Here is a 17338-nt window from a genome sequence, read left to right as displayed (position 1 = left end):
ATATGCAGGATGTAACCGGTTTTCCGCTTGAACTGGCCGGCAACGACATGCCGATGGTCAGCTTCCGCCAGGTACACAAAGCATATGGACCGCTGGTCGTGCTGGACGACCTGGACCTCGATGTCGCACCGGGCGAGATGGTTTCCATCATCGGGCCTTCCGGTTCCGGCAAGACAACGGTACTGCGCATGCTGATGACGCTAGAGCAGATCAATGGCGGATGCATATATGTCGACGGCAAGCCATTGACCCACATGCCGCGAAACGGAGATTTGGTGCCGGCAAACCAGCGCCATCTGCGCAAGCGGCGCGCCGACATCGGCATGTGCTTTCAGCACTTCAATCTCTTCCCGCACATGACGGCGCTGGAAAACTGCATGGAGGGCCCAGTACAGGTGCTTGGCCTTTCGAAAGCCGAAGCGCGCGACCGTTCCGAAGAACTTCTTGAAATGGTCGGTATGATCGAAAAGAAGGATCAGCATCCCTCGCGTCTGTCCGGCGGCCAGCAGCAGCGCGTGGCAATTGCAAGGGCGCTCGCCATGCGGCCCAAGGTCATGCTCTTTGACGAGGTGACATCCGCACTGGATCCTGAGGTGATCGGCGAAGTGACAAACGTTATCCGCAAGCTCGTGAGCGAGCACAACCTGACCATGCTCATGGTCACCCACCAGATGGGCTTTGCGCGCGACATCTCCGACCGCGTATGCTTCTTCTTCGGAGGCAAGATCGAGGAACAGGGGCCGCCGGCGGAACTGTTCGGCAACCCGCAAAAAGAACGGACCCGGCAGTTTTTGAGCGCGGTGCGTGAGGCCGTGTGACGGATTCGCAATGTTTACAAGCGGATAGGCAGATAGATCAGATCAGTCAGCAATCGGCAACAAGCCGCAACAGGTAAACCAAATCCCCGGGAAAGGAAGCGATCCAATGTTCAAATCAGGCGATACGGTTTCATCAAATCATTGGGAGCCCGTCCTGGATAAGGGCCGGCATCATCGTGCGCGTCTGGGCTTTATCCTCATGTCGACGGATCTGGCCGGAGAGGCGGACTTTTTCGACATGGTTCCCGAAGGTGTCGCGGTGCATATCACCCGGCTGAAGACGGAGGATTACACGACAAACGAAACACTGTCGCGTCACATAGAGCATATGGCGGATGCTGCATCCCGCATACAGCCGGATCTCAAGCCGGACGTAATCAGCTATAGTTGCACGAGCGGGTCCATCGTGATCGGCGAGGACCGGGTAATGTCCGAGATCAAGAAAGGCGCTCCCTGGGCCCAGCCTATGTGCCTTGTCCAGGGCGTGCTTGATGCGCTGAACGAACTGGGGGCAAAAAAACTCGTTGTGGGAACGCCCTATCTTGACGAAGTCAATACCGCCGAAGCCGAATACCTGCTGAAAAAGGGATTTGAAATCCTGGATATTCAGGGACTCAACCTGAACACCGGAACCGAGATGGGACAGGTCACACCGGAGTTCTGGAAGACATTCGCGATAGGAATTGACCAGCCGGAGGCCGATGCGATCTTTCTGAGCTGCGGCGGCATTCGCGCGCTCGAAGTTGCCGATGAGATTGAGCAGGCGACCGGCAAACCTGTCATTACTTCCAACCAGGCTCAGTTCTGGAGCTGCCTGCGCCGGGCCGGTATCAAGGACGAGCTGAAAGGATTTGGACAGATCTTTACCAAACCCGGAAACGCCCTTTTGCCGCAAACCTAGCGACGCCCGGGATCGGCCGCCATACACAAGGAGGAATGCAGATGACCATGTTCTCGTCCCGGATGCAGTCCTTTCGACGGCGTCTTGCCGATGCCGGGATTGATGTGGCGCTGATCACCGATGACGACAACGTCTATTACCTGACCGGCTACTACGACTATCTGCATATGGAATTCGGGCGCCCGACGATCCTCGTGGTTGCGAACGACGGCGACAGCCTGCTCATCACCCCGACAATAGATCTGAATACCGCGCAGGCGGCGGCGCGCGTCGACCGCATAGCAGCCTGGAATGATGGCATGGGCAGTGAATGGCGCGAGCAGCTTCCTGGCGCTGTCAGGGGCGCAAGGCGCATCGCCATTGAGCCGGACCACATGCCACCTGTGGTCCGCGCCTATGTGAACAAACTGGTGGGAGCTGAAAAGCTGACAAGCGCGACCCCGATCCTGGCCGATATGCGCATGATCAAATCCGATGAAGAACTGCAGCTTGCGCGGCACGCCGGCCAGGTGGCCAATGCAATGATGGCTGCCGGTCGCTCCGCTATCGCCGATGGTGTGCCGGAATACGAGGTGGCGATAGCAACGTCACAGGCTGGAACCCGCAAAGCGGCTGAACTTCTTGCGGCGCACTATGAAGACGCCGACATGTCTCCGAACACCCATTTCCTGCAGATCATGGCCTCGGGCGACACAATCACCAAGACCCACCACAGGGCCTCAACCCGTATCATGCGCCGCGGTGAACCTGTTTTCCTGTGTTTTTGCGGCATGACCAATTTCCACCGCTTCAAGCTGGGTTTCGATCGCACGTTCTGGATCGGCGAGCTCGCCGACGAGTCGCAGGCAGCGGTCTATGAGGTTGCGGTAGAAAGTCAAAAGGCGGCCCTTTCTGCGCTGCGTCCCGGCGTGACTGCTGAAAGTGTCCATGCCGCCTATGCGGAGGTCATTCAGGGTGCGGGATACGAATATCCGTTTCGTTGCGGACGTGCGACGGGGTTCAGCTTTCTTGAAAGGCCGCAACTGGTAACCGGGGATACAACGATCCTGCAGCCCGGCATGGTGTTGGCCGTGGATGGTTCGGTTTCGGTCGACACCTTCCGCGCGCAGGTCGGCGACAGTTTCATTGTCACGCAGGAAGGCTGGGAACCGGTTACCGACCATCCCAAGACCTTGGATGATGTCATACTGAATGCCTGAACAGGGCTGAAAGCGACACCAATCTAATCTGGCTCTTGCGACCGCACCATGGGATCGTCGGCGACCTCATCCAATATCCAGGCCTGGAAAGCGATGGCTTTGGCGGACGGGTATTCGGGAAGCATCAGGTAGTAATGCCCCTTCAGTCTGGCGTTCGGAAAAGGCTCGATGAGGAGTTCGGCGGCAAACTCCTGTTCCAGGAAGCAGGGTACCGACATATCGACACCCTTTCCTGCAATGGCGGCGTTTAGGCGAATGGAACCGTCGTCCAGAACCGCTGTGTGTCCGGGCTGGAAATCCGGTACATTCATTTGATTAAACCAGTCTCGCCAGTAGTCCTGCAACGTTTCGCTGAGCAATACGACATCGCTCAGACTTTCAATGTTGGCGTTGACGTTCAATTTCGGGCTGCAAATCGGTGCCAGGGCTGCAGGAAACAACTGCACACAGTTCGCATCGCGCGGGTGTTCTGCATACCATTCGATTGAGGCATCCGCCGTATCGTTCGAGGCCTCAAACCTTTGCGTCAGGTAACGCATCCTGAGGGCAATGTCCGGGTGCATTTCCCAAAAACGGTCGAGCCTGGGCGATAGCCACTTGGAAGCGAAAAGCGGTCGCGCCGCGATTGTCAGTGTCTGAGTTTCAGATTGATCCTGCAGCAGGTTCACGGCGCCGCGAATCCGCATGAATCCGTCGGTCAAACCGGGGAGCAATGAGGTTCCCCACTCAGTCAGGTTTGCTCTGCCGTCAACGAACTCGATCAGCGGACGTCCAAAAATTTCTTCAAGCTTCCGAATCTGATGACTGACGGCGGAGGGCGTGACGCAAAGCTCGTCCGCGGCTTTTGTCACACTGCCAAGCCTTGCCGTTGTCTCAAACGAACGAAGTGCGTTGATCGAAGGCAGGGGACCATATCGGCTTTTGCGTTTCACCTTGAGTTTTTCTCTCCCGCTTTTCAGATAATTTCAATTGCTGAATACCGCCAAATTCAACATTCTTCAAGTCTGTTGAGATTATTCTCAACGAGCGGACCGAAAGGCACATCGTAGAAAAACTCACAGAACCATCCAATCCTCAAAGCACAAATGGCCTTGAGGCCGGGGTTGGTTTGGAACCGGTCTGAAAAGGTGAGCACGCCATGACCAAATACTCAGGCTTCAAGGTTTTCGCCAAAGCGCTCCGCAATAACCGGGGATGGGGCCGGGCATGGCGCGATCCCGACCCTCAGCCCACATATGACGTCATCGTCATTGGCGGCGGCGGGCATGGGCTTGCAACCGCGTATTATCTGGCGAAAGAGCATGGCATCAAGCGGGTCGCGGTGCTGGAGAAAGGCTGGCTTGGCGGTGGCAACGTTGGCCGCAACACGACGATCGTCCGCTCCAACTATATGGAAAACGGAAACACACAGTTCTACGAATTTTCTCTGAAACTGTGGGAAAACCTCAGCCGGGAATTGAACTACAACACCATGTTTTCGCAACGCGGATACATGGGATTGCTGCACTCCTACGGGCAGGTTGATGCAGGTCGTCAGCGCGTCCATGCAATGCGGTTGAACGGGATCGAGGCGAGCTTTCTGACACCGGAACAAATCCGGGAAAAAGCGCCCTATCTGGATTTGTCGAGCAATGCCCGCTATCCGATCCTCGGCGGCGTTTGGCAACAGCGCGCCGGCACTGCACGCCACGATGCAGTTGCCTGGGGCTACGCCCGTGCCGCCGATCGGCAGGGCGTGGATATCATCCAGCAATGCGAGGTAATGGGATTTATCCGGGAAGGCTTGAAAATTGCCGGCGTCGAGACAACCCGCGGCAACATCCGTGCGCCCAAGGTGGCAATGGCAGTCGCAGGCAACTCCGGTGTCCTTGCGGAAAAGGCCGGCTTCCAACTGCCGATCGAAAGCCATCTTTTGCAGGCCTTCGTGACCGAGCCGATCAAACCGTTGGTGAATTGCGTCATCGCCTCGTTCGGCATGCTCTACTACATCAGCCAGTCGGACAAGGGCGGACTTGTGCTTGGCGGCAGTCTGGATGGGTACAATTCCTATGCCCAGCGCGGCAATCTGCCCAAGGTTGAACACGTTCTGGGTATTGGCAAGGCGCTGATGCCCTGCCTTTCGCGGTTGCGCATCCTGCGCCACTGGGGCGGCATCATGGATATGACCATGGATGGCAGCCCGATCATCTGCAAGATGCCTGTTGACGGCTTCTACATGAGTGCGGGCTGGTGTTACGGCGGTTTCAAGGCGACACCGGGCGCGGGCTGGTGTCTCGCTCACACGATTGCGAAAGACGAACCGCACCCGCTGAGTGTCGGCTACACGCTTGACCGGTTCCGCCGGGGCGCAACCATCAACGAAAGCGGCACCGGTCCTGTTCCGGGCCATCACTGACAGGAAGCACGCCATGAGAATCGAGTGCCCGTGTTGCGGTCTGCGAGATCATCGTGAGTTTGAATATGGCGGCGATGCGCTGCGCAGCCGCCCTGCCCTTGATGACACCGGCATCGATCGCTGGTCGGATTACGTTTTCCTGCGCCGCAACCCTCGCGGACTGCATTACGAGTTCTGGCAGCACACCGATGGATGCCACCAGTGGATCGTGGTTCAGCGCGACACGGTTTCGCACGAAATCGTATCCGTTCAACTCGCAGCTGACGCGCCTGACGCAGAGCGATCGCTGGGAGAACTGAAATATGGCTAGTGGACCGACACGTACGCAATCCTATGGCCGCATCAACCGGAACAAACCGCTCTCCTTCAGCTTCAACGGCAGAAAGTTGACCGGCTATACCGGGGATTCGCTCGCCTCGGCTCTGCTGGCCAACGGGATCGCGCTTGTGAGCCGCAGCTTCAAGTATCACCGGCCGCGCGGCATCTACTCGATGGGCGTAGATGATCCAAATGCACTGGTGACGATCAATACCGGCAGCCGGACCGAACCGAATACACAGGCCACCGTTGTTGAATTATCTGAAGGGCTAACCGCGCGCAGTCAGAACTGCTGGCCGTCACTCGAATTCGACGCCATGTCGATTAACGACAACTTCTCACGCTTCCTGGCGGCCGGTTTCTACTACAAGACCTTCATGGGGCCGACCCGGAAATCATGGATGTTCTACGAACATTTCATCCGCAAGGCCGCCGGCATGGGTGAAGCGACAACGCAGAAAGACCCGGATCTTTACGAAAAGGTCCACGGATTTTGCGATGTGATGGTCGTGGGCGGCGGACCTGCCGGGCTTGCGGCGGCTGTTGCAGCGGCGAGGACCGGTGCTCGTGTGGTTCTGGTGGAGCAATCCCCCGACCTTGGCGGCGGGCTTTTGAACACACCAGCAAATGGCGAAGCCGATCGCTGGATCGCCGAACAGGTAGCCATTCTCAAAGCTGCCGAAAACGTGCGCATTTTGACCAGATGCTCGGTCTTTGGCGCCTATGACCACGGTAGCTTTGGTTTGGTCGAACGTGTTCAGGATCACGTCGGCCCACCGCAACAGGCAGTGCTGCGCCAGCGCATGTGGATTATGCGGACCGGTCAGGCCATTCTCGCTACCGGCGCGCTGGAACGGCCGATTGTTTTTGGCGGCAATGATTTGCCCGGGGTCATGCTGGCAAGCGCCGCCCGCGGATATCTGAACCACTATGGTGTTCTTGCCGGTAAGAACATTGTGATCTTCACCAACAATGACGGCGCCTATTGGGCTGCAACGGAATTGTCCCGGGCCGGAGCGTCGGTCATGCTGGTCGATGCCCGGCCAGAAGCGCCCGCGGTTGCCCGCACACCGGCCGAGAACAGCGGTGTGGTCATTCAGACAGGAAAGGCCGTCGCCAAAGCCAAGGGCCGCAAGCGCGTCGCATCGGTGGAAGTCGCTCCCTTTGATTGCGAAACAGGCAACCTTTGCGGAACCGCAAGTGCATACAAGTGCGATCTTCTTTGTGTTTCCGGCGGCTGGTCACCAACGCTGCATCTGCTCGGACAGCGCAGCAGCAAGCCCGCCTATGACGACGCCCTGGCCGCTTTTAGCCCGGGTGCCGTTGTCGAAGACGGGTTTCATGTGGCGGGAGCGGCCAACGGGAAGATCGCGACCCGGGATTGCGTCATAGATGGGCAGGCGAAAGGACTTGAAGCCGCTTTGGCCTGCGGATTCACCGAGCCAAAAGGTTCGGAACGCCTTCCGGCACTTGACCTGAAGGACGGTTGGGAGACTCCATTGCGTCCGGTCTGGGAAGTCTGCGACCGGCACGGGAATTCCCACAGGAAAGCATTCGTGGACCTGCAGCACGACGTGACGGTATCCGACGTCGCTCTGGCGCACCGCGAAGGCTATGTCTCCGTCGAACACCTCAAACGCTACACGACTTTGGGAATGGCATCGGACCAGGGGAAAGGCGCCAATGTGATCGCACTTGCCCTGATGGCGAAGCATCGCGGCAAATCCATTCCCGAGGTTGGCGTTACGACATTCCGCCCGCCATTTACACCGGTTGCGGCGGGTGCGCTTGCCGGGCATGAAACCGGTCCAGCCATCGAACCCCGCCGTCACACGCCCATGCGGCAGTGGCATCTCAATAATGGGGCCGAATTCATCGAAACCGGCATATGGGACCGCGCCTGGTATTACCCCAAGCCGGGCGAAGATCTGGAAGCCGCTTATATCCGGGAGGCGCGCGAACTGCGCAGGTCCGTCGGGATCGTGGACGTGTCCACGCTTGGCAAGATAGATGTCCAGGGTCCGGACGCCGCGGAGTTCCTGAACCGGATCTATGTCAATGGCTGGAAAACACTGCCGGTCGGCAGGGCGCGGTACGGCGTCATGTTGCGCGAGGACGGGATGGTATTCGATGACGGCACCACCACCCGCCTTTCCGAACATCACTACTTCATGACCGTGACAACGGCCGGAGCCGGGGCCGTGATGAGCCATCTGGAATTCCTGCTGCAGACCTGCTGGACCGATCTTAGGGTCGAGGTCACCTCGGCCACCGATCAGTGGGCCGCGGTCGCCGTGTCCGGCCCGAGGGCGCGCGGTCTCCTGTCGAGCATCGATAGCGATATCGACTTTTCGAACGAAGGCCTGCCCTTCATGGGCGCCGCCGAGGGCACGATGGCAGGTTTGCCGGTTCGGGTGATCCGTATCACTTTCACCGGAGAACTCGGCTACGAGATCTATACGCCGGCGGGTTTCGGCGAAGCACTGCAGGAGGCTGTCGTGGCCGCGGGTTCCGCGCATGATCTGCTGCTTTGCGGAATTGAGGCACTGGGAGCGCTCCGGGTGGAAAAAGGCCATGTTGCCGGGTCCGAGATCACCGGGCGTACAACCCTGGACGATCTTGGACTGGCCCGTATGGGCAGCACGAAAAAACCCTATGTCGGGCAGGTTCTGGCCCAGCGCGAAGCCCTGGCAGCTCCCGAGCGCCAGCAATTCGTGGGCCTGCGCCCCGTCGACCCCAGTGCGGTTATCAAAGGCGGATCAATCCTGAGCGAGCCCAACGAGACGCCACAGGGGCACGGGCTTGGTTACGTTACCGCCGTGGCTTTCAGCCCGGTAGTCGGTTCAACGATCGGGCTTGGTCTCCTGTCGGGCGGCCGTGCCCGCAAGGGAACAACCGTAAATGTCGTGGACACGGTGGATGACACCATCATCGCGGCCCACGTCACCTCGCCGCATTTCTATGACCCGGATGGAGAAAAAGCCCGTGCCTGATCCCCGTTCCGCCCCGGCGCTGGTCACGACCGGTGCCGTGGAGCTCGCCGCAGGTCTGCGGTGCGAAGAAAACAGCATCTCCGGCCTCGTCCTGGTCTCCGCCTGGCCGGACACGGCCGATAAGGTCTTTGGTACCGTTGGCAAGGCATTGAAAATCGGCATTCCGGATGATTGCCGGACAACTGCCGGTTCCGATCATGCAACGGCATTTCGCATTGCGCCACGCAGACTAATGATCGTCTCGCAGACCCCTGATCTGTTTTCCTCACTGAAAGGTGCCGTCCCATGTGAAGATGGATCGGTAAGTCAGCAGGATCATTCCCGCATACGCATCCGGTTAACTGGCCCGGGAGCAGCGGCGCTTCTGTCGCGCGGAGCACCGGTCGACTTCGACAGGAGCGTCTTTCCTGCCGGTACTTTTGCCCAAACCGGCATTCATCACATGTGGGTCCTGATCCACAAAATAGCAGAAGAGCCCGAGGCTTATGACCTTTATGTTCTGCGTTCCTTTGCACTGTCGTTCTGGCAGTGGCTGCAGGAGTCTGCCCACATCGCAACGCAAACGCCCATGGGGCGTGAGGCACTGGCCGGTTAGAGCCGGCGCCCCATACAAAGCAGCGAGGTAAAAATGTTTGTAAGAACTCTGGACGACGTTATCGGGACGGAACGCGATATTGCCTGGGGCAACGGTCAAAGCCGCAGGCTGCTGGTCGAAGCGGACAATATGGGTTTCGCCCTGCTTGATACGATCGTGAATGCAGGTACGGACCTTGAGATCCAGTACAAGAACCACCTTGAAGCGGTCTATTGCGTCGAAGGCAAGGGTTCGATCACGGATCTGGCCACTGAAACCAAGTACGAAATCAAACCGGGCGTCATGTACGTCCTGGATGATCACGATCGCCATCGTCTGCGCGCAACGGAAGATCTGCGCCTGATCTGCGTCTTCAATCCTCCACTCAAGGGTAATGAGAAACACGACATCAACACACCGGGGTCCAGTTACTGAAACGGACCGCGCGGAGTGGCGGCAAAATCTGAAAGGCACCCCGGATGCACAAAGAACTCCCTCAATCGGCTAAAGTGGTCATCGTCGGCGGCGGCATCGTCGGCTGTTCGGTGGCTTATCACCTGGCCAGATCAGGCTGGAGCGATATCCTGCTGCTGGAACGCGACAGGTTGACGTGTGGATCAACCTGGCACGCTGCGGGACTGGTCAGCGAAATGCAGGCCGTACCCGCCATGACCGAGCTTGCCAGATACGGTCTGGACCTGATGGAGCGTCTGGAGGCGGATACCGGGCAGGCGACCGGTTTCAAGCGCAACGGCTCTATCGCCATGGCTCTGAACGCCGGGCGCATGGAAGAGCTGCGCCGCAAGCGGGACTCGGCCCTTGGTCAGAACATCGAGGTGCACGAACTCTCGCCCGAGGAACTGAAGAGCCATTGGCCGATGCTGAATATTACCGGCGCGGTCGGAGCCATACACTTTCCGAATGACGGGCAGACAAACCCGATCGACACGACGATGGCGTTGGCCAAGGCCGCACGCAATCACGGCGCGACGATCCGCGAAGGTATCACCGTACGGCGGGTCACCTTATCCGGCGGCCGCGCGACCGGGGTTGAAACCGATCAAGGCACCATCGCCGCCGAGTTTGTCGTCAACTGTACCGGAATCTGGGCGCACAGCTTTGCCGGCAGCCACGGGATCAAACTGCCCATTCAGGCCAATCAGCATTTCTATGTTGTGACCGATCCGGTCGAGGGTCTGACGCCGGACCTTCCGGTTCTGCGCGTCTATGACGAAGGCGCCTACTACAAGGAAGACGCCGGCAAGCTGCTGATCGGGTTTTCGGAGCCGAATGCGAAGGTCTGGAACCCCGAAGGGGGAATACCTGGAGATTTCTCGTTTGACGAACTCCCCTTCCCCGACGGACATCTTGATCCGCTGCTCGAGTTGCTCCTGGAACGTGTACCGGCCATCCAGAATGTCGGTATCCGCACCTTCTTCAACGGTCCGGAGGGCTATACGCCCGATGGAAAGTATGTCTTGGGCAGTGTGGCAGGTTGCAGCAACTACTTCGTGGCCGGGGGATTCAATTCGACAGGCATCCAAAGCGGCCCCGGCGCGGGCAAGGCGCTGGCCGACTGGATCATTCAGGGCTGCGCGCCAATGGACCTGGCCGATGTGGACGTAAACCGTTTCGGCGACTTCCAGTCCAATCACAGCTATCTCGTCGAACGCGTCCCGGAAACCCTGACGCTTTTTTATCAGATGCACTGGCCCTACAAGCAACGCGCACTGGGCCGCAACCTCAGACGCTCTCCGTTCCATCATCACTGGGCGGAAAATGGTGCCGTATTCGGTGAAGGCGCCGGATGGGAGCGCCCAATGTGGTTTGCCCCTGACGGCGTGGAGCCGGAATATCAATACGCCTTCGGACGGGCGCCGTTCGTCGAACACTGGGAGCGTGAGCACAAGGCCCTGCGCGAGGACCTCGGGCTGATCGACCTTTCGCCCTTTGCCAAGTTTCAGGTCGAGGGACCGGATGCCCTGACAACATTGCAGTTTATCTCGACCAACGACATCGACTGTCCGGTCGGCAACGTTGTCTATACCCAATGGCTGAATGAAAAAGCCGGCATCGAGGCGGATCTGACCATCGCCCGTCTGGCCGAAGATCGTTTTCTGATCATGACCAGCGCCGGCACGGCACACCGCGATCTCCATTGGCTGAAGGCCCATGTTCAATCAGGCGCGCACGTAACGATAACGGATATTACCGCAGCCCAGGCCGTAATTGGCCTGATGGGGCCGCGTGCACGCGATTTCCTGCAGGTCTTTACCAAAACGGACCTGTCCAACGAGGCCTTTCCCTTCGGCACTTTCCAGGAGGTCGAGATCGGTCGCGTAGGCGTAAGGGCGCAGCGGATTACCTATCAGGGTGAACTTGGCTGGGAAATCTTCGTGTCCAGTGAATTTGCCGGAGCGCTGCTTGAGGACCTTCTGTCTGGGCAAAAGGCTCCACCGCCCGCGCTTGTCGGTTTCCACGCGGCAGAATCCCTGCGGGTGGAAAAGGCCTTCCGGCACTGGGGACACGATATGGCCTCTTTTGACACGCCGGTCGAAGCCGGACTGATGTTTGCTGCAAAGCTCGACAAGCCCGGTGGCTTCATCGGACGCGACGCACTGGTTTCGCGCCGCGAGACCGGAGGTGATCGCCGCATCATGCAGTTCCTTTTGGAAGATCCTGATGCCTTCATCTACCACCACGAACCCATCTATCGCGATGGCGAGGTGGTCGGCAGCGTTACCACCGGCAGCTATGGCCACTCGCTTGGCGGGGCCGTTGCACTCGGCATGGTTTCCATTCCCAAGGGCGGCACGGCCAAAGATCTGACAACCGGATCATACGAAATCGCGGTGGCCGGAAAGCGCATTGCCGCCAGGGCAAGTCTGCGCCCGATGTTTGACCCGGCGAACGCCCGCGTCAAAGCCTGAGCGTGGCGGTCCGATTCATGGGAGAAACCAAGCTGGAAATGTTGCAAAGGCCCGCGCCTGAACGAGGCTTCGACACACCGGAGTTCGAGGCCCGCACGGCAAAAGCCCAGGAGAAGATGGATCGGCTCGGGATAGGCGCAATGCTTTTGTCGACGGAGGCCGAAGTCCGTTACTATTCGGGATTCCATACGCCGTTCTGGCAAAGTCCGACGCGGCCCTGGTTCCTGGTCATCCCGCTTCAGGGCAAGCCCGTCGCGGTCATTCCCGGGATCGGCGCGGCCTGTTGGGAGCGTACCTGGATTGAGGATATTCGCACATGGCCGGCCCCCCAGCCGGATGACGACGGCGTGACGCTGCTGGCCGAGACACTGCGTGAAATCGCCGGTGCGCACGGCAAGATCGGGACCCCCATGGGCCACGAGACTCACGTCCGCGTGCCCGCTGCCGATTTCGACCGGTTGCGGACACAGGTCGGGGCCAACCGTTTTGTGGACGCTACCGAGATCGTGCGTACGCAAAGAATGGTGAAATCTGCTGCGGAGATTGAAAAGATTGCCCATATCTGCGCGATCGCATCAGATGCATTCAAGGCATTCCCGAAATTCGTTCAGATCGGCGACACTGAACGTCAGGCCTTTGCAAGGATGCGGATTGAACTTCTGCAGCGCGGCGCCGATGAGGTCCCGTATCTGGTAGGCAGTTCCGGCCCCGGCGGCTTTGCCGATGTGATCAAGCAGCCCACCAACCGCATCCTCGGCGCCGGTGACATGATGATGCTGGACACCGGTGCAGTGTTCGACGGCTATTTCTGCGACTTCGACCGAAACTATGCATTCGGTCATGCCACGGACGAAATGCGCCGAGCCTATGACGTGGTCTATGCCGCCACCGAAGCGGGCATCGCGGCAGCGGTTCCCGGCGCCACGGCGGCCGATCTTTTTCACGCCATGGCCAGGGTGATGGCAGCCAGCGGAGCCAGCGAGGGCGATGTCGGCCGCCTGGGCCACGGTCTGGGCATGCAGCTGACCGAATGGCCGTCCCATACCGCGCGGGACAGAACCGTTCTTGAGCCCGGCATGGTCATCACCATCGAACCGGGCATGAGCTATGGCGATGGTTTCAACATGCTGCATGAGGAAAACATCGTGATCCGCGAGAACGGCACCGAGCTTCTGACCCGCCGGGCACCGGAGGAAATACCGGTCATCAGACAATGACCGCGCACGGCAAATGCCGGGTGCGTTGGAGCGCGTTTCGATGCGCCGGGAAATAACCCAATAAAATCGTGGCGATAAGGAGAACCAGACGATGTCCAGACCGCAATTCGCTGTTTTCACGGCGGCAGAACACCGGGAACGTGTTGCTCGTGCACGCAAGGCGCTTGCGGCCGAGGGTTATGACGGTGCCATTTGCATCGGAGCTGAACTCCTCAACTATCTCGGCGGCTTCGACTGCTGCTCCTATTTCAGCCCCCAGGCCTTGATCTTCGCCACCGAGGGCAACGACGATCCGGTCCTGCTTGTGCGCAACATCGATGTGATCAATGCAAGGGAAACGTCCTGGCTGCCCGATGTCAGGGACTATCAGCTGAATTTCGCAGACCCGCTTGAAATCATTGCGGGAATTGTGCGTGATCTCGGCATTGGCACGGGCCGAATCGGGGTTGATTTCGGGTCCTATGCCTGCACGGCACGGTATGGATTCAATCTTGTGAATACCCTGGCGTCTGCCAGGCTTGACGATGCCACCGTGCTGTTCAGCACGCTGCAGTTTCAAAAGAGCGAGGCGGAACTTGTTCATGTTCGACAAGCCGGCAAATACGCCGATATCGGTTGGAAAAAGGCGCAAGAAGTCCTGCGCGTCGGCATGACAGAGATCGATCTGGCAACGGAAGTCGAACATGCAATGCGCTCTGCGGGCAGCGAGTTTTCCGCCCTGGCGACACTTTGCGCCACCGGCGCGCGCACGCCCGGCATGCACTCGACGCCGACCAACAAGAAGATCGAAGAAGGCGATGTCGTCCATATGGAATTCGCTGGTGTCTCGAACCGGTACCATGCCGTGTCGATGTTCACATTCGCGGCCGGTGAACCGTCTCCGCTGGTGCGTGAGCTTTATGACCTGGGCAATGAAACGCTTGCGGCGGCACTGGAAGAATGCGCACCGGGCAAGCCGATCGGCGCGATGGAAAGTGCATCTCTTGAACCGCTGAAGCACGCGGGTCGCGAGAACGCGTATATGGCGATGTTCGGCACCGGGCTCGGTATCGCCTATCCGCCGATCTGGGTCGGGGCGCTCACGATCAACCGCTGGTCAGACAAGATACTCGCTCCTGGCATGGTTTTTTACGCGCACTCCTGTCTGCAATTCGTGGACGAAGGTATCGGTATCACCCAGGGCGGCAGCTATCTGGTCACCGAAGACGGCTACGAACCGATCTGCGGTCCGGGGCATATCCAACTTTATGTTGCCTAGCCGGGAACCGGCGCACTGCCCGGAAGCATAGGTCAGACGTACGAAACCTGTCGAAAGCTACCGCTATGACACCTGACCAGGAGACCGAATTCACCGGTCAATCCGCCTAGTCGAAACGTGGAAAAGCAGCACAGGACAGGCTTGATCCTGCCCAGGATTCAGGAGCTTGCCGATCCGGCACGCTATCTTGCCGCAAAATTTCGCAAAATCGCTGACGCAGACCCGCAAGCCAACACCACCATCAGCTCAGGCCACTGAATTTATTTGAAAGACCTGGTAGCGGGAAACCGCTACCGCCTGAAACCCCAGACTGAAAATATTGCTGTTTTTGTGTTTGAGGCAAGGACAGCCAAATAAAGCTGTTTAGAACGAGGTAGGCGACAACAGCGATTGTTTTACGTCGGCCAGAACCCGTTGGAAGCCAAAGATCGTGTTAGGCGTTTTCGCGAATTTAACGCACTGGCCTATCGCACTCCAATGCTTGACCATGGCTGAAAGAAAACTAGCGTGAACCCCGTCCACTGATTTCCAGTATCCGCAGAATGGCAAAAAGCGTTCTCCAGAATCCTCAAGGAACCCGATCTTTGGAAATAGTGCCACTGTCTCTACAAGCGTCTTCTGATTACTCGCCCTTGCGCTCAATCGCGTAGATTTTCATTTTCCGGTAAAGTGTTGGCCTGGATATGCCAAGCGCTTCGGCTGTTTTGCTGAGATTACCGCCATGCTCGGTGATAGCCTGCAGAATTAGCGCCTCTTCCGCTTTCTTGAGAGCCAATGTTCCACCCAGTCGCAACTGTCCCGCCTCGTCAGGACTGCCTGATGAGGCAGGTATCTCGACTGAATCCACAATGGCTCGGGGAAGATCATCCTTAACAATATGCCGCCCCTTAGCCAGGCAATGCAATTGTGCAATCAGGTTGCGCAGCTCACGCACATTTCCGGGCCATGAATAGGCCATCAGAATGTCCTGAATGTCAGAGCCCAGAACCAGGGGATCGGCACCCATCTTGTCGCTGATTTCAGCATTGAGGTGATCGGCAATCAGCAGGATATCCTCGCCGCGAACCCTTAGCGGCGGCACACTCAGGACCATGGCGCCAATTCTGTAATAGAGGTCTTTCTTGAAGCGGCCGGCCTGAACTTCCTCCGACAGATTCCGGCTGGAGAGCGAGATCAGCCGGAAACCGGACGACAGACCCTGTTGCCGCAAATAGCCGGAAACCATCCGTTCTTCTATAACGCGCAGCAGACGTGGCTGCAGTTCCAACGACAGCTCGCCGATTTTATCAAGACAAAGAACACCGGCATTGACACTATCGGAGATATCGGACGTCTGATTTTCGGTATCGCCGTAAACTCCCTCCGTGCGCTGCCGTTCGCCGGTCGGATCGCCGCCGAACAATTCGCGGGGAACGGCACTGCAGTTTATCGAAACGAAGGGGTTGTCATCGACGGGCCCCATTCTGGAATGAATGAACCGCGCAAACATCTCCTTGCCGGCACCGGTTTCCCCTTCGATCAGAGTGGGTGTGTTCACATGTGCAATTCTATGGGCAACATCAAGAGCTTCCAAAAATGGCTCGCTTTTCCCGACTATCTCGCCCCTTATTTTGCCGCTCCAGCCGGTGCTCAACACAACAGGTTCCGACAATCTGGCCGGGTCCATCTGCCGGCGCTGCTGCGAATATTTAGTCGGGATTATAAAGGCAGCGCCCTTAACCTCGCCGTCGAATTCAAGATGCCGGATATCCTTGCATTCGAGCTGAGGTGGCAATACGGCCGAAATCTCGTCCTGCGACATGTCGACCGAGATATCAAAGAACCTCTGGCCATGACGCACCCCAGTCCCGTTTTCCATGAAATAATCGGTTGCCCCAAGATCCTGGGAATAGACAAGCCGGCCTGATCGATCGACCAGGACCAGCGCCTCACCGTCCAGGCCTCCTGGCGGCAGGTCGCTCAACACCGCCTCGAACAAACGCATGCGTTCGGCATCCTGCTCGTGCGCAAGGGCCGCAAATATTTCTCCGGCGGCAGCGGCGGCAAAAGCCGCATTGTGTTTTTGAAATATGGTCGTCAGCCCGGAAAGATCGATGACGCCAATGATGCTTTGATCCATGGGATCACGGATGGGCGCGGCAGCGCAACTCCACGAGTTCATGCCCTCGCAAAAATGCTCCGTACCGTGCACAAAGACCGGTTTTCCGGCCCATAAAGCGGTTCCGATGCCATTTGTTCCGGATGCGTCCTCGCTCCAGAGGCCGCCGACGTCAAGATTGATTTTTCTCCCCCGCTCGAGCGTGGACCTGTCGCCGACGGTCTCCATGACGGTGCCGTTGCGGTCGGTCAGGACCAGCATCATTTCCGCGTCTTTCAGCATCTTGCCGATTTGAGCGAAGGAACCGCGGGCCGCGCGGCACAGCTGGTTGTTTTCGTATCGCAGCTCCTTTACCCGGTCTCTCGATTCAATAATCGGAGCTCCGAACTGCTCGGCTTCAATTCCCTTTAAATCGCTGCGCAGCCATGACTGGTAAATGAGGGACCGCACGCCGGTGACAGGCAGGCTGGGAGCATTGCGGTTGGACAGGAACTTTTCGCGGGCGTGAGAAGTCGACCGCAGGCTAACATCCTGAATATCATATGCAGATTGTAGGCCAGAGCCTCCACTCTGACGGTTCGTATAGCCCATGGGTTCCCTCAAAATCCGCGCGCGACATCCGGTTTTCCCGGTATTG

13 protein-coding genes are annotated in these 17338 nt (G+C 58.3%); 11 read left to right on the top strand and 2 right to left on the bottom strand.

Annotated elements, in window-relative coordinates:
• The first annotated feature begins 2 nt into the window (after positions 1-2).
• From ehuA to ABVT35_RS19150, 3 genes are all read left to right on the top strand, one after another.
• Complete coding sequence (ehuA, locus tag ABVT35_RS19160) at positions 3-818, top strand: ectoine/hydroxyectoine ABC transporter ATP-binding protein EhuA (protein WP_368468491.1); 816 nt, start codon at positions 3-5, stop codon at positions 816-818.
• Between the two features lie 106 nt (positions 819-924).
• Positions 925-1719, top strand: a complete 795-nt coding sequence (locus ABVT35_RS19155; protein WP_368468489.1) for an arylmalonate decarboxylase — start codon at positions 925-927, stop codon at positions 1717-1719.
• 41 nt (positions 1720-1760) lie between these two features.
• Positions 1761-2918, top strand: coding sequence for a M24 family metallopeptidase (locus ABVT35_RS19150; protein WP_368468487.1), 1158 nt, complete (start codon positions 1761-1763; stop codon positions 2916-2918).
• Between the two features lie 23 nt (positions 2919-2941).
• Here ABVT35_RS19150 and ABVT35_RS19145 read toward each other — a convergent pair whose 3' ends face one another.
• Positions 2942-3850, bottom strand: a complete 909-nt coding sequence (locus ABVT35_RS19145; RefSeq protein WP_368468486.1) for a LysR family transcriptional regulator — start codon at positions 3848-3850, stop codon at positions 2942-2944.
• 206 nt (positions 3851-4056) lie between these two features.
• Here ABVT35_RS19145 and ABVT35_RS19140 point away from each other — a divergent pair, with 206 nt between their 5' ends.
• From ABVT35_RS19140 to ABVT35_RS19105, 8 genes are all read left to right on the top strand, one after another.
• Positions 4057-5313, top strand: a complete 1257-nt coding sequence (locus ABVT35_RS19140) for a sarcosine oxidase subunit beta family protein (RefSeq protein WP_368468484.1) — start codon at positions 4057-4059, stop codon at positions 5311-5313.
• 13 nt (positions 5314-5326) lie between these two features.
• Entirely contained in the window at positions 5327-5623 is a 297-nt protein-coding gene (locus ABVT35_RS19135; protein ID WP_368468482.1) for a sarcosine oxidase subunit delta, read from the top strand.
• Positions 5616-8624: a sarcosine oxidase subunit alpha family protein gene (locus tag ABVT35_RS19130; RefSeq protein WP_368468480.1), complete on the top strand. Its 3009-nt coding sequence runs from the start codon at positions 5616-5618 to the stop codon at positions 8622-8624. The genes ABVT35_RS19135 and ABVT35_RS19130 overlap by 8 nt, the downstream gene beginning before the upstream one ends.
• Entirely contained in the window at positions 8617-9219 is a 603-nt protein-coding gene (locus ABVT35_RS19125) for a sarcosine oxidase subunit gamma (protein ID WP_368468478.1), read from the top strand. The genes ABVT35_RS19130 and ABVT35_RS19125 overlap by 8 nt, the downstream gene beginning before the upstream one ends.
• Before the next feature lie 33 nt (positions 9220-9252).
• Complete coding sequence (locus ABVT35_RS19120; protein ID WP_368468476.1) at positions 9253-9633, top strand: ectoine synthase; 381 nt, start codon at positions 9253-9255, stop codon at positions 9631-9633.
• 44 nt (positions 9634-9677) lie between these two features.
• Positions 9678-12128 carry an FAD-dependent oxidoreductase gene (locus ABVT35_RS19115; RefSeq protein WP_368468474.1) on the top strand — a complete coding sequence of 817 codons (2451 nt, stop codon included), beginning with the start codon at positions 9678-9680 and terminating at the stop codon, positions 12126-12128.
• Positions 12129-12145: 17 nt separating this feature from the next.
• The gene (locus tag ABVT35_RS19110; protein WP_368468472.1) at positions 12146-13345 is read left to right on the top strand and encodes a M24 family metallopeptidase; all 1200 of its coding nucleotides are present in this window, start codon (positions 12146-12148) and stop codon (positions 13343-13345) included.
• A gap of 91 nt (positions 13346-13436) precedes the next feature.
• The gene (locus ABVT35_RS19105; protein WP_368468470.1) at positions 13437-14603 is read left to right on the top strand and encodes a M24 family metallopeptidase; all 1167 of its coding nucleotides are present in this window, start codon (positions 13437-13439) and stop codon (positions 14601-14603) included.
• A gap of 622 nt (positions 14604-15225) precedes the next feature.
• On the opposite strand, the gene ABVT35_RS19100 is transcribed toward ABVT35_RS19105, so the two are convergent.
• Entirely contained in the window at positions 15226-17292 is a 2067-nt protein-coding gene (locus tag ABVT35_RS19100) for a sigma-54-dependent Fis family transcriptional regulator (RefSeq protein ID WP_368468468.1), read from the bottom strand.
• Positions 17293-17338 lie beyond the last annotated feature (46 nt).

This window comes from Hoeflea sp. TYP-13 (assembly GCF_040932035.1).
Lineage (GTDB): Bacteria > Pseudomonadota > Alphaproteobacteria > Rhizobiales > Rhizobiaceae > Hoeflea_A.
The sequence above is the reverse complement of the archived record's forward strand: the minus strand, read 5'-3'. Positions and strand labels throughout refer to the sequence as shown.

Excerpts from the sequence above, each read along its gene's own strand:
- ABVT35_RS19135 (WP_368468482.1), top strand. The coding sequence starts at position 5,327 with ATGAGAATCGAGTGCCCGTGTTGCGGTCTGCGAGATCATCGTGAGTTT.
- ABVT35_RS19120 (WP_368468476.1), top strand. The coding sequence starts at position 9,253 with ATGTTTGTAAGAACTCTGGACGACGTTATCGGGACGGAACGCGATATT.
- ehuA (WP_368468491.1), top strand. The coding sequence starts at position 3 with ATGCAGGATGTAACCGGTTTTCCGCTTGAACTGGCCGGCAACGACATG.
- ABVT35_RS19105 (WP_368468470.1), top strand. The coding sequence starts at position 13,437 with ATGTCCAGACCGCAATTCGCTGTTTTCACGGCGGCAGAACACCGGGAA.
- ABVT35_RS19155 (WP_368468489.1), top strand. The coding sequence starts at position 925 with ATGTTCAAATCAGGCGATACGGTTTCATCAAATCATTGGGAGCCCGTC.
- ABVT35_RS19100 (WP_368468468.1), bottom strand. The coding sequence starts at position 17,292 with ATGGGCTATACGAACCGTCAGAGTGGAGGCTCTGGCCTACAATCTGCA.
- ABVT35_RS19110 (WP_368468472.1), top strand. The coding sequence starts at position 12,146 with ATGGGAGAAACCAAGCTGGAAATGTTGCAAAGGCCCGCGCCTGAACGA.
- ABVT35_RS19130 (WP_368468480.1), top strand. The coding sequence starts at position 5,616 with ATGGCTAGTGGACCGACACGTACGCAATCCTATGGCCGCATCAACCGG.
- ABVT35_RS19115 (WP_368468474.1), top strand. The coding sequence starts at position 9,678 with ATGCACAAAGAACTCCCTCAATCGGCTAAAGTGGTCATCGTCGGCGGC.
- ABVT35_RS19140 (WP_368468484.1), top strand. The coding sequence starts at position 4,057 with ATGACCAAATACTCAGGCTTCAAGGTTTTCGCCAAAGCGCTCCGCAAT.
- ABVT35_RS19150 (WP_368468487.1), top strand. The coding sequence starts at position 1,761 with ATGACCATGTTCTCGTCCCGGATGCAGTCCTTTCGACGGCGTCTTGCC.